Raw genomic sequence first — 13,163 nt, 5'->3', positions numbered from 1 at the left:
GTGCGGTGCGGGGTCGGTCAGCGCGGCGCCGCGGCCTGCCAGGCGACCAGCTCGGCGGGCCGGTTGGTGATGATCGCGTCTACCCCGCACCCGGTGAGCGCGGCCCATTCCCGGGGGTCGTCGCTGGTCCAGGCGGCCACGGCGACATCGGCGGCGTGCAGGGCGTCGACGAGCCCGGGCCGCCCGGTGAGCTGCGCCGCCGGCGGGTTGTAGGCCTGCACGCCGAGCCGCCGGCACACCTCGACCGGATCGCCGTCGACGTCCTCGACGAGCAGGCCGAGCGGGCGGTGCGGGTCCAGGTCCCGGGCGTGCCCGAGAGCGGCCCGCTCGAACGACTGGAGCACGACCCGGTGGTCGTGCCCGGCGGTGCGGATCTCCCGCAGCAGGGTGCGGACCTGCCCGCGGGAGTGCTCGCCCTTGATCTCCAGCAACACCCGTCGGGTGGCGTCGAGTCGGGTCAGCAGGTCGGCGAACCGGGGGACCGGGGTGCCGGCGAAGGCCGCGCCGAACCACGCACCGGCGTCCAGCGCTGCGATCTCCCGGGCCGAGCGCTCCCTGACCGGACCGGTGCCGGTGGTCGTCCGGTCCAGTTCGTCGTCGTGCAGCAGCACCGGGACCCCGTCCATGGTGGGCTGCACGTCGCACTCCACCCAGGCCGCGCCGGCCGCCCAGCCGGCCTCGAAGGCGGGGAGCGTGTTCTCCGGGGCGACGGACGAGGCGCCCCGGTGGGCGATCACCAGCGGGGTCGGCCCGTTGCGCCGCAGGGGGTTCATGATCGGCCACCCTAGCCACGAGTGCGCCGTCGCACCGGGTGGGCGGGTCCCGGTGGATCGCAGCATGCACCGGGCCCCGGACCAGGTCGGACGCGACACGGACACCCCGGGAGCCCGGGCTGCACGCTGCCGGGCGTTGGCTGTCCGTATCCTAGTCGTCACGATGAGCCATCGAAACGCGTCGCGCCGGACCCCCGCCGCCGCCCCGCCAGCGGGTCGGCGGGGTACCGTCGACCTGCGGGATCGACCCGTGCGCTCCCGCTGCCGACCGGCACGGGCGGCGGAACGAACGTGGCGGCCTGAGGGCCGCGAGCGAGGTGGAGGACGGGTGGCGCAGCGAGGCCCGATGCCGGTGTTGGGCCGGGTCACCTCACCGGCCGATGTCCGGGCGATGTCGGTCGCGGACCTGAACCGACTGGCCCAGGAGATCCGGACGTTCCTGGTCGAGAAGGTGTCCCGCCGCGGCGGGCACCTCGGCCCCAACCTGGGTGTGGTGGAGCTGACGCTGGCCCTGCACCGGGTGTTCGACTCGCCCGCCGACCCGTTGATCTTCGACACCGGGCACCAGGCGTACGTGCACAAGATCGTCACCGGCCGGGCCGGCGAGTTCGACCGGCTGCGGACCCGGGGCGGTCTGTCCGGGTATCCCAGCCGCGCCGAGTCCGTCCACGACTGGGTGGAGAATTCGCATGCCTCCACGTCGCTGTCCTACGCCGACGGGCTGGCCAAGGCGTTCGCACTGCGCGGGGAGCGGGACCGCACCGCCGTCGCCGTCATCGGTGACGGGGCTCTCACCGGCGGGATGGCCTGGGAGGCGCTGAACAACATCGCCGCCGGGCAGGACCGTCCGCTCGTGGTCGTGCTGAACGACAACGGCCGGTCCTACGCACCGACCACCGGTGGCATGGCCCAGCGGATGGCCGCGCTGCGACTCAAGCCCGGGTACGAGCGATTCCTCGGCCAGGTCAAGTCGACCCTCCCGCGGACCCCCGTCGTCGGCGGGCCGCTCTACGGGATGCTGCACGCGGCGAAGACGGCGATGAAGGACTGGCTGCTGCCGCCGACCATGTTCGCCGATCTGGGCCTGAAGTACCTGGGCCCCATCGATGGTCACGACATCGTCGAGCTGGAGACGGCGTTGCGCCGGGCCAAGGGCTACCGCGGTCCGGTCCTGGTCCACGTGCTGACCAGCAAGGGACAGGGGTACGCCCCGGCCCGGGACGACGAGGCCGAGCAGATGCACTCGCCGCCGGCCTTCGATCCGCTCACCGGCAAGCCGGTGGCCGCCGCCACCGCGACCTGGACGGCGACGTTCGGCCGGGAGATGGTGCGGATCGGCACCGAGCGACCCGACGTCGTCGCCATCACCGCGGCCATGTCCGGCCCGACCGGTCTGCAGCCGTTCGGCGCGGCCTTCCCGGACCGCCTGTTCGACGTGGGCATCGCCGAGCAGCACGCGATGACCTCGGCGGCCGGCCTGGCCATGGGCGGCATGCACCCGGTGGTGGCCGTCTACGCCACCTTCCTGAACCGGGCGTTCGACCAGCTGCTGATGGACGTGGCCCTGCACTCGCTGCCCGTCACCGTGGTGCTGGACCGGGCCGGGGTCACCGGCGAGGACGGCCCCAGCCATCACGGCATGTGGGACATGTCGTTGGCCGGTCTGGTCCCCGGGCTGCGGCTGGCCGCGCCCCGCGACGCGGTCACCCTGGCCGAGGAGCTCGCCGAGGCGATCGACACCGACGACGGCCCGACCGTGCTGCGCTTCCCGAAGGGCGCCGTCCCGGCGTCCGTGCCGGCGCTGCGCCGGGTCGACGGGGTCGACGTGCTCGCCGAACCGGCCGCCGGCCAGGACCCGCACGTGCTGCTCGTCGCCGTGGGCGGCTTCGCGGCCATGGCCGTCGAGGTGTCCGAACGCCTGGGCGCCCAGGGCATCGGGGTGACCGTGGTCGACCCGCGCTGGGTGCTGCCCGTGCCGACCGCACTCGTCGCGTTGGCCGCCGGGCACCGCCTGGTGGTCACCGTCGAGGACGGCGGTCGCTCCGGGGGTATCGGCGCGGCCATCGCCGATCTGCTCACCGGCAGCGGCATCCCGGTGCGCTGCTGGACGCTGCCGCAGGAGTTCCTCGAACCCGCGCCCCGGGCCGAGCTGCTCGGCGATCTCGGGCTCTCGGCCCAGTCCATCGCCCGGGGCATCACCGAGGAGTTCGCCGGGCAGGGCGACCACTCCGGGCAGGACTCCGCCCGGGGCTCCTCCACCGACAGCGGCTCCCCGGCGCCGGGTGCATCCCGCACCGCGCCCACCGGGGGCCACCCGACCGGATCGGACAACTGACATGCGCGTACTGGTGGTCGAGGACGCCCAGCGACTGGCCGATGCCATCGCCCGGGGACTGCGGGCCGAGGGCATGGCCGTGGACGTGGCCTACGACGGTACGTCCGGCCACGAGAAGGCCACCTTCACCCGGTACGACGTGGTCGTGCTGGATCGCGACCTGCCCGGCATGCACGGCGACGACCTGCTCGCCGAGCTGGTCTCCGGCGGCGGACTGACGCGCGTGCTCATGCTCACCGCCTCCGGTGGGATCGAGGACCGGGTCGACGGGCTGTCCCTCGGCGCCGACGACTACCTGTCCAAGCCGTTCGCGTTCCCCGAGCTGGTCGCCCGGGTACGTGCACTCGGCCGGCGCGCCACTCCGGCCACCCCGCCGGTGCTGCGCATCGCCGATGTCGAGATCGACCCGGCCAAGCGCACGGTCACCCGGGCCGGCCGCGCGGTCGAGCTGACCCGCAAGGAGTTCGGCGTGCTGGAGGTGCTGGTGTCCGCCGGCGGCTCGGTCGTCTCCAGCGAGGATCTGCTCGAGCGGGTGTGGGACGAGAACGCCGATCCGTTCACCACCACCGTGCGGGTCACCGTGATGACCCTGCGCCGCAAGCTCGGCGAACCGGGTGTCATCGACACCGTGGTCGGCGCCGGCTACCGGGTCACCCCGACCCCGTCCACCCCGGTGGAGACGTCCGCGCCGGCGCCCGCCGAGACCGGCGCCTGACCGCGCGACGGTCGGCGTGAGTGCTGCCCCGGGGGCGGGCGGAGCTGCGGGGATCGCGGTGACCGGTCCGCCGCCCCGACCGGACCGGTCGGCCTGGAGCGACCGGGTCGGTCTGCGGCTGCGTATCACCGTGCTGACCACGGCGCTGCTCGCCCTGATCGGCGCGTTGCTGCTGGGTCTGGCCTACGTGCTCGTCGGGCGGGTGATCGCCGCGCTGCCGCAGTTCCCCCCGGGCACCGAGGTGATCCTGGAGGGCCGGGTCGTCGACGCCGAGCTGGCCTCGCAGATCATCGTCGAGGAGGGTCGGCGGACCGTCCTGCTCGTCGGCTTCATCGCCTTCCCGCTGCAGGTCATCGCCGGGGCCGTGCTGGCGTGGATCCTGATCGGCCGGGCGCTGACCCCGCTGACCATCCTGACCACCGCCGCGCGGGATCTGTCGACGTCCTCGCTGGACCAACGGATCCGGCTCACCGGGCCACGGGACGAGGTCGCCGAACTGTCCGACACCTTCGACGACATGCTCGACCGGCTGCAGGGCGCGTTCGAGGCCGAGCGCCGGTTCGTCGCCAACGCCTCGCACGAGCTCCGCACCCCGCTGGCGGTGATCCGCACCGAGATCGACGTGACCCTGTCCGATCCGCATGCCGATCCGGCCGAGCTGCGCCGGATGGCCGAGGTGGTGCGCGAGGCCACCGACGGAGCCGACCGCCTGCTGTCCGCCCTGCTGGTGCTGGCGCGGACGCAGGCCCGCGGGGTGTCCGAGATCCGGCCGGTCGACATGGCCCTGCTCGTCCCCGGTGCACTGCACGGCATCGAGATCGAGCGGGCCGAGCGTGGGGTGCACGTCACGGTCGACGGCGGCCCCTGCCTGGTGGCCGGTGACCCCGCCTTGTTGCAACGGCTGGTCGGCAACCTCGTGGAGAACGCGGTGCGGCACAACGTGCCCGGGGGTTGGCTCCGGGTGACCACCGAGCCCGCCCCGGCCGTCCTCGTCCCCGCCGCAGCGGGCGCCACCCCCGCCCCGATCGGCGGCGCGGAGGCCGGTGTCGACCTTGGCGAACCGGGGGTCGCCTACGCGGCACTGGAGGTCGCCTCGTCCGGTCCGGTCGTCGACGCGGCCACCGTCGAGGAGATCTTCGAACCGTTCCGGCAGGGCCGCCGGGCCCGGACCTCGCACGGCGGCAGCGGTCTGGGCCTGTCCATCGTGCGGGCTGTGGTCAGCGCCCACGACGGGCTGCTGTGGGCGCGACCCGTCGACGGCGGCGGGCTCAGCATCCGGGTGCTGCTCCCGGCCGTCGACCCGGCCACCGTCGCGACCGGACCCGGCGCCCCCGGCCCGCTGCTGATGGGCTGACCGACCGGGGGCGGGCGCCCCCGGTCGGCCCGTTCCCGGGTGCCGGGGTCAGCCGGAGATCTGCAGCGGTGCTCCCTGGTAGGTCAACGACCAATCGGTGGAGGCGAAGACGGCCGGGTCGATGGTGCCGTTGGCGGTGACCCAGTCGATGATCAGCTGCCGGATCTCCACCTGGGCGTTGTAGACCACGGTGGCGTCGGCGGTGTGCGGGAAGCTGCCGCCGCCGGACGCCCGGTAGTTGTTGATGGCGATGACGAACCGGCCGGCCGGATCGAGCGGGGCACCGGCGTAGGTCAGGTCGACGATGCGCGAGCCCACCGGCTGCCCCAGGTCGATGCGGTAGGCCAGCGGGGCGGTCAGGCCGCCCATCACGTCGTAGTTGTAGTCCGGGGTACCGCCGGGCGCCGTCGCGGTGACGGCGTTGGTGACCTCGTCCGGGGTGAACGGCCCGGCCGAGGTGACGGCCCGGAAGTACCGGGCGGAGAACTCCAGGTACTCCCGGACATCGGAACCCGACATGAGCACGGCCTGCAGGGTGTTGTCGAAGATGTAGAGCCCGGCGACGTCCCGGACGCTGACATCACCCTGGGGGATGGCCGCCTCCCGGTTGAACGGGGCTGCGATGGACAGGACCGGCAGCGCGGCGTACTCCGTCCCGGTCAGCACGGTGCGCACCGCGTCGGCCTGCACGTAGTTGACGAAGTCGATGGCCGCGGTGTCCTCGTAGCGGGCGGTGGCCGCCGACATGGCCACGGCGGACGTCCCGACGACGGAGTTCACGTAGTCCAGGACGACCTGGTGATCGGCCTGCAGCAGCTCGACGACGGCCGGGTCCTCCGCGACGGTGTTGCTGTTCAGCACCTGCGCGGTGACCGAGGTGACCTCGAAACCCCGCGCCGCCGGCCGGACGTCGATGGTCAGCACGGACAGCCGCATGCCCCAGCGCAGTGGCTCGGTGAGCACCACCTCCCGGCCGGTGACCGTGTTGACGACCCGGCGCTCGGCGATCTCCTGGTGCGCGTGACCGACCAGGATGGCGTCGATGTCGGGGACCTGCTCGGCGACCAGGGTGGCCGCGTTCTCCGGCCACGGCAGCGCGTCGCCGTACGACGACGAGGTGTCGGCACCGGAGTGGGCGGACACCACGACGACATCGGCGCCGAGCTGCTTCATGATCGGCACCCAGTACGCGGCCTGCTCGACCAGGCCGGGGAACTCCATCCGTCCCTCGACGTTGGCGCGGTCCCAGATGGCGATACCCGGGTTCGTCAGGCCCAGCACGCCCACCCACAGCGGCAGCCAACGGCCCGGCACCCACACCGGCTTGATGACGAAGGGGCGGAACGCGGGCCGGCCGGTCGCGACGTCGACCGCGTTCGCTCCGAGCAGGGGGAAGTTCAGCTGCTGCTCGAAGGTGCGCAGCAGCGGGATGCCGTAGTTGAACTCGTGGTTGCCCAGGGCGGCGGCGTCGTAGCGCATCGCGTTCATCGCGGCGGCCATCGGGTGGATCACGCCGGGCCCGATCGGGGTGACCTTGGCGTAGTAGTAGGCCAGGGGGGTGCCCTGGATGGTGTCGCCGGCGTCGATCAGCAGCGTGCTGGCCGCGCCGCGTTCCGTGCGCACGGCCTCGACCAGGGTGGACACCTTGGCCAGCCCGACGTCGTTGTGCGGGGTGTCGTCGTACTCGGCGTCCTTGAAGTAGTCCCAGTTGAAGATGTTGCCGTGCAGGTCGGTGGTGCCCAGCACGGTCAACCGGTAGGGGTCGGTGGACCCGCCGATGTCGCGGGCGGCCGCGGTGTCGGTGAAACCGACGGAGGCCAGGACGGCGGCGGCGGAGGCGGCGCCTCCGCGGATCAGGGAACGGCGCGAGAGGGGGCTCATGCGGGCAACTCCAGGTGGGGGGACGGCGACTTGTGGTCGTCACCGACGCTAAACCCGCGCACCGACACCCGCCCAGGGACCATCCGGTTGACGGCCGATGTCCGTTCCGTGCCCGGCGGTGGGTGTCGCCGCGTGCGTCCCGGCCGGCCGCCGGCGTGCGAGGCTGGCCGCTGCACCCGCCGTCCCCGTCCCCGGAGGCTCGATGACCAGCGCACCCACCCCCGTTCCCGGCACCGACCCGCAGGACGGCGACGTGGACCTGACGTTCCGGCTGGACGGCCGGGTCGCCCTGGTCACCGGCGCGGTCTCCGGCATCGGCCGGGCCATCGCCGAGGTGTTCGCCGAGCGGGGCGCCCGGGTCGTGGTGGCCGATCTGGACGCGGCCGCGAGCCGGGCGGGGGCCGCGACGCTGGGCGGTGACGCGGTCGGGGTGGGCTGCGACGTCACCGATCCCGGGTCGGTGCAGGCCGCGGTGGACCAGGCGCTGGCCGCCACCGGGGGGATCGACGTCCTGGTCAACTGCGCCGGCATCGTCGACCTCGCACCGGCCGAGGAGCTGACCGCCCGGGCGTGGGACCGCACGCTGGCGGTCAACCTGACCGGTACCTTCACCGCCTGCCAGATCGTCGGGCGGGTGATGCTCGAGGCCGGCGTCGGCACGATCGTCAACCTGGCCTCGCAGGCGGGCACGGTGGCGCTGCACGAGCACGCCGCGTACTGCGCGTCCAAGGCCGGGGTGCTCGCGCTGACCCGGGTGCTGGCCAGCGAGTGGGGCGGTCGCGGGATCACCGTCAACGCGATCTCGCCGACGGTGGTGCTCACCGATCTGGGCCGCACCGCATGGGCCGGGGAGAAGGGAGAGCGGGCCAGGGAGCAGATCCCCACCGGCCGTTTCGCCCTGCCCCGGGAGGTCGCCGGAGCGGCGGTGTTCCTCGCCTCCGGTGCCGCCCGGATGGTCAACGGCGCCGACCTCGTCGTCGACGGCGGGTACACCATCCGCTGACCCTGTTCACCACGGGCCGCACCGGGGTGGTCCGCCGGCCGGCCGCCCCCGGCCGACCGGCGGAGTCTCAGGCGTGCGGCAGGGTGGCCACACCGCGGGGGGCGAACCGGCGCCCGGTGACCTGCTCGGACACCCCGGCCCGGTCCAGCAGCGGGGTGATGCCGCCGTTCCAGAACGGGAACCCGGCACCGGTGATCATGGCCAGATCGAGATCGGCCGCCTCGGCCACCACGCCCTCGTCCAGCATCCGGCGGGCCTCGTCGGCCAACGCGGCCAACGCCCGGTCGCGGACCTGCTCGCCGGTGGACGGGGCGTCGCCCTGCTGCCAGAGCGCGGCGATGTCCGGATCGAGCCCCTGGCGGCCCTTGTCGTCGTAGCCGACCAGGATGCGGTGCTTCCCGTCGACGATGCGGCGCAGGTTCTCCGAGACTCCGAACCGGTCGCCGAACGCTTCGTGCAGGGTCTCCGCGACGTGCAGCGCGACGGCCGGCCCGACCAGCTGCAGTAACAGGATGGGGGTCATCGGCATGCCCAGACCGGCCAGGGCCTGATCGGCGACGACCGGGTCGGTGCCCTCGTCGATGGCCGCCAGGACCTCGCCCATCATCCGCAGCAGCAGCCGGTTCACCACGAACGCTGGGGCGTCGGCGGTGAGCACCGGCCCCTTCTTCAGGCCCTTGGCCAGCGCGAACGCGGTGGCCAGGGTGGCGTCATCGGTGCGCTCGGTGCGGGCGATCTCCAGCAGCGGCATGGCCGAGATGGGGTTGAAGAAGTGGAATCCCACGACCCGCTCGGGGTGGGCCAGGCCCTGCGCCATGGCGCCGACCGACAACGACGAGGTGTTGGTGGCCAGCACCGCAGTCGGCGGGACGTGCTCCTCGAGCCGGGCGAACACCTCCCGCTTGACCGTCAGCTCCTCGAACACCGCCTCGATGACGAAGTCGGCATCGGCGAACGCCGCGTAGTCCAGGGAGCCGGTGACCAGGGCGGCCAGCCGGTTGGCCTCGGACTCCGACATCCGCCCCTTTCCGGCCCGCTCGGCGATCTTGGCGTGCACCGCGGCCACGCCACGGTCCAGGCGGTCCTGGTCGACGTCGGTGAGCACCACCGGCACGTGCAGCCGCTGGGCGAACAGCAGGGCGATCTGGCCGGCCATCAGCCCCGCCCCGACCACCCCCACCTTGCCGACGGGTCGGGCCAGCTTCGGGTCGGGTGCGCCGACCGGCCGCTTGGACCGCTTCTGCACCAGGTCGAAGGAGTACAGCCCGGCGCGGAACTGCTGGCTGTCGATGAGATCGGCCAGGGCGTTCGCCTCCGCGTCGAGCCCGGTGGTGAGGTCGGCCGTGCGGGACAGCTCGATCATCTCCAGCGCACGGTAGGGCGCGGGAGAGGCGCCATGGGTGCGCATGTCAGCGATGATCCGGCCGCGTTCCAGCGCCTGCGACCAGGTCTTGTCGTCCGCGCCGGCGAACTCGGTGCGCGGCACCGAGATCGAGCCGCCGATGACTGCGCCGGCCCAGGCGAGCGACTGCTCCAGGTAGTCCGCCGCGTCGAGGACGACGTCGACGACGCCCAGTTTCGCTGCGTCCTTCGGACGCATGATGCGGTTCTGGCTGAGCGCGTTCTCCACGATGACGGTGACCGCGTTCTCCGGGCCGATGAGCCGCGGTAGCAGCTGGGTGCCGCCCCAGCCGGGCAGGATGCCCAGGAACACCTCGGGCAGGGCCATCGCGGCGGCGTTCGCGGCCAGTGTGCGGTAGTGGCAGTGCAGCGCCACCTCGACACCACCACCGAAGGCGGCGCCGTTCACGAACGCGAAGGTGGGCACGGGGGAGTCGTGCAGCCGGCGCAGCACCCGCTGACCCAGACGCCCGATCTCCAGGGCGGTCTCCCGGTCCGGGATGAGGGCGATCTGGCTCAGGTCGGCCCCGGCCAGGAAGATGAACGGCTTCCCGGTGACGGCGATACCGACCGGCTCGGCGGCGAAGGCCGCGTCCAGCGCCGCGTCGAACGCGGCCAGACCCAGCTGCCCGAGGCTGGACGGGCGGGTGTGGTCGAGCCCGTTGTCCAGGGTGATGAGCGCGATCCGGCCGGTCAGGCCGGGCACGGTCACCAGCTGCAGGTGCGCCTGGGTCACCACCTCGGGACGGGCGGTCGGGGTGGTCCGGTCGGTGGTCGGCGCACTCACTGCTGGCTCCCCGGGGTGGTGGTGGACGCGTCGGTGGTGGATGTGGTGGACGCGGCGTTCTGCGGATCGAGGGCGGCACCGAGATCCCCCGCGGCGTCAGCGATGTCGCCCACGGCGGCGGCCTGCTCCGGGGTGAGGTCGAGCGATCCGACTCCGTCGAAGTGCGGGTTCTCCCAGATCACCGTGCCGCCCATGCCCAGCCCCACGCACATGGTGGTGAGGCCGTACCGCACCTCGGGATGCTCGGCGAACTCCCGGGCCAGCTGGGTCATCAGCCGCACCCCGGAGGAGGCCAGCGGGTGTCCCATGGCGATCGCGCCGCCGTAGGGGTTGACCCGGGGGTCGTCGTCGGCCAGGCCGAAGTGGTCGGTGAAGGCGAGCACCTGGACGGCGAAGGCCTCGTTGATCTCGATCGCTCCGATGTCGTCGATGGTGAGACCGGCCTTGGCCAGAGCCTTCTCGGTGGCCGGGATCGGTCCGGTGCCCATGGTCTCGGGGGCCACCCCGGCGAAGGCGAAGGCGACCATCCGCATGCGCACCGGCAGGCCGAGCTCTTCGGCCACGTCGGCGGCCACGAGCAGGCAGCCGGTGGCTCCGTCGGTCAGGCCGGAGGCGTTGCCCGCGGTGACCCGGCCGTGCGGGCGGAACGGGGTCCGTAGTCCGTCCAGCGCCTCGGCGGTCGTGCCGGGACGGGGCAGCTCGTCGTGATCGGCCAGGCTCCAACCGTTCTCGGTGGAGCGGGTGGCGACGGGGACGAAGTCGCCGGTGATCTTGCCGGCGGCCAGGGCGGCGGCGTACCGCTCCTGGCTGGCGACGGCGTACGCATCGGCGCGGGCCTTGGTCAGGCGCGGGTAGGCGTCGTGCAGGTTCTCGGCGGTGGCGCCCATGTTCAGCGCGTCCGGGTCGACCAGCCGGTCGGCGACGAAGCGCGGATTGGGATCGGCACCCGCGCCCATCGGGTGGTGGCCCATGTGCTCGACGCCGCCGGCGATGACGGCGTCGTACGCGCCGACGGCGATCCCGGAGGCCACCGTGGTCACCGCGGTCATCGCGCCGGCGCACATCCGGTCGATGGCGAAGCCGGGGACGGAGCGGGGGAGCCCGGCGAGCAGCGCGGCGGACCGTCCGATGGTCAGTCCCTGGTCGCCGGTCTGGGTGGCCGCGGCGATGGCGACCTCGTCGATGCGCTCCGGCGGCAGCTCGGGGTGCCGGCGCATCAGCTCGCGGATCACCTTCACCACGAGGTCGTCGGCCCGGGTCTCGGCGAACTGACCCTTGGCCCCGGCCCGCCCGAACGGGGTCCGGACGCCGTCGACGAAGACCACGTCGCGCAGGGTGCGGGCGGCGGCCGGGCCGGGCGGGCGTCCGGTGGCGGGGCGGTCGATCTCGGGGCTGGTGGTTGGGCTCACGCGAGTGGCTCCTTCTCGTCCGGACACCGGGCCTCGACCGGCCGCAGGCGCCGGTACCCGATGGACGACACCATACCTACTCGCCGGTAACTTAGCCCTCCGACGGGGTGGCGACGGGCGCGGTGGCCGCGTCGGACAGCGCTCCGCGCACCTCCGGCGAGACCAGCTCCACCTGCCACGGACGGGCCCCCAGTCCGGACAAGGCGGTGGCCACGTCGCCGTCGTCCGGCGGGCTCCAGAGCACCCGACGCAGCAGGTCCGGCGACACGAGGTTCTCCACCGGGACCGACACCCGCTCGGAGAGAGCGGCCATCCGGGTGCGCGCGGCGGCGAGCCGGGCGGCGGCGACCGGATCCTTGGCCGACCAGCGCGCCGGGGCGGGCGGGCCGTCGACGACGAGCCGGACGGTGGGCAGCCGGTCCTCGGGGAGGGCCAGTCCGCGGGCCACTGCGGCCGCCCACAGGGCGGACGTCCGGCGCTGCATGCGTCCGGAGAAGACCGGCAGGGCGACCAGCGCGGCCTCGGTGGTGGGTTTGGCCGTCGCCGCCGCGATGATGGCGGTGTCCGGGAGCACGCGGTGCGGGGCGAGGTCCCGGCGCCGGGCCAGCGAGTCCCGGGCCAGCCACAGCTCGCGGATGACGGCCAGGGCGCGTCGGTCGTGCAGCCGGTGGATGCCCGAGGTACGGCGCCACGGGTCCACCCGCGGCGGCGACGGCGGCGCCGCCACGATGGCCGCGAACTCCTGCCGCGCCCATTCGCTCTTGCCCTGCCGGGTGAGCAGGGCGTCCATCGCGTCGCGCAGTTCGACGAGGACCTCGACGTCCAGGGCGGCGTACGTCAGCCACTCCCGGGGCAGCGGTCGGGTCGACCAGTCGGCGGCCCCGTGCCCCTTGCGCAGGTGCAGGCCGAGCATCTGCTCGACCAACGGGCCCAGCCCGACCCGGGGGAGCCCGGCCAGCCGGCCGGCCAGTTCGGTGTCGAACAGCGTCCGCGGACGCATGCCCAGTTCGATCAGGCAGGGCAGATCCTGACTGGCCGCGTGCAGCACCCATTCCGCATCGGCCAGCGCGTCGTCCAGCACGGCCAGATCGCCCAGGGCGGCGGGGTCGAAGAGCGCGGTGCCGACGTCGTCCCGGCGCAGCTGCACGAGATAGGCCCGGGCGCTGTACCGGTAGCCGGACGCTCGTTCCGCGTCCAGGGCCACCGGGCCGCCGCCGGCGGCGAGCCGTCGGGCCCACTCCATGACCTCGACCGGGTCGGTGATCGGCAGGACGTCACCGTCACGCGGGGCGAGCAAGGGGATCAGCTCAGGGGCGTCGGCATCCGCCGGGACGTCGACACCGGGACCGGACCCGTCCGGCGCCTCCGGTGCGAACGGGGCATGGGGCGGGTCGACGGTGGTCAACGGGGCACCGCCGATGGGCGGGGTCGGGGCGACGGACATGCCCGGAACTTATCGTGCGCAGGCGCGTCCGACGGCGAGCCGCCCCCGCGGCGGGGTGAGG

Annotated in this window: 9 protein-coding genes; 4 read left to right on the top strand and 5 right to left on the bottom strand. The window is 73.6% G+C overall.

The features are described from left to right. Positions 1-17 precede the first annotated feature (17 nt). Complete coding sequence (locus tag J2S58_RS05035; RefSeq protein ID WP_205257545.1) at positions 18-773, bottom strand: glycerophosphodiester phosphodiesterase; 756 nt, start codon at positions 771-773, stop codon at positions 18-20. Between the two features lie 346 nt (positions 774-1,119). On the opposite strand from J2S58_RS05035, the gene dxs reads away from it, so the two are divergent. From dxs to J2S58_RS05020, 3 genes are read left to right on the top strand one after another with little or no spacing between them, the layout of a single operon-like run. Further along, on the top strand, positions 1,120-3,108 hold the full coding sequence (dxs, locus tag J2S58_RS05030) for a 1-deoxy-D-xylulose-5-phosphate synthase (RefSeq protein WP_205257654.1): 1,989 nt from the start codon (positions 1,120-1,122) through the stop codon (positions 3,106-3,108). Position 3,109: 1 nt separating this feature from the next. After that, a complete protein-coding gene (locus J2S58_RS05025) occupies positions 3,110-3,823 on the top strand; it encodes a response regulator transcription factor (protein WP_205257544.1) in 714 nt (237 codons plus the stop codon). Between the two features lie 52 nt (positions 3,824-3,875). Beyond that, positions 3,876-5,177 carry a sensor histidine kinase gene (locus J2S58_RS05020; RefSeq protein WP_205257653.1) on the top strand — a complete coding sequence of 434 codons (1,302 nt, stop codon included), beginning with the start codon at positions 3,876-3,878 and terminating at the stop codon, positions 5,175-5,177. Between the two features lie 48 nt (positions 5,178-5,225). Here the strand turns inward: J2S58_RS05020 and J2S58_RS05015 are convergent, their stop codons facing one another. Continuing rightward, on the bottom strand, positions 5,226-7,058 hold the full coding sequence (locus J2S58_RS05015; RefSeq protein ID WP_205257543.1) for a bifunctional metallophosphatase/5'-nucleotidase: 1,833 nt from the start codon (positions 7,056-7,058) through the stop codon (positions 5,226-5,228). Positions 7,059-7,260: 202 nt separating this feature from the next. Between J2S58_RS05015 and J2S58_RS05010 the strand changes: the two genes are divergently transcribed. Beyond that, the gene (locus J2S58_RS05010) at positions 7,261-8,061 is read left to right on the top strand and encodes a GolD/DthD family dehydrogenase (RefSeq protein ID WP_205257542.1); all 801 of its coding nucleotides are present in this window, start codon (positions 7,261-7,263) and stop codon (positions 8,059-8,061) included. 67 nt (positions 8,062-8,128) lie between these two features. Here the strand turns inward: J2S58_RS05010 and J2S58_RS05005 are convergent, their stop codons facing one another. The 3 genes from J2S58_RS05005 to J2S58_RS04995 form a co-directional block, all read right to left on the bottom strand. Next, positions 8,129-10,249: a 3-hydroxyacyl-CoA dehydrogenase NAD-binding domain-containing protein gene (locus J2S58_RS05005; RefSeq protein WP_205257541.1), complete on the bottom strand. Its 2,121-nt coding sequence runs from the start codon at positions 10,247-10,249 to the stop codon at positions 8,129-8,131. Beyond that, on the bottom strand, positions 10,246-11,574 hold the full coding sequence (locus J2S58_RS05000; protein ID WP_344470286.1) for a thiolase family protein: 1,329 nt from the start codon (positions 11,572-11,574) through the stop codon (positions 10,246-10,248). Before J2S58_RS05000 ends, J2S58_RS05005 begins: the two co-directional genes overlap by 4 nt. A gap of 175 nt (positions 11,575-11,749) precedes the next feature. Beyond that, positions 11,750-13,102 carry an HRDC domain-containing protein gene (locus J2S58_RS04995; RefSeq protein WP_205257540.1) on the bottom strand — a complete coding sequence of 451 codons (1,353 nt, stop codon included), beginning with the start codon at positions 13,100-13,102 and terminating at the stop codon, positions 11,750-11,752. Between the last annotated feature and the right edge of the window lie 61 nt (positions 13,103-13,163).

Source organism: Nakamurella flavida (assembly GCF_030811475.1).
Lineage (GTDB): Bacteria > Actinomycetota > Actinomycetes > Mycobacteriales > Nakamurellaceae > Nakamurella > Nakamurella flavida.
Note: the sequence above shows the minus strand (reverse complement) of the source record. Positions and strands in the feature narration are given on the sequence as shown.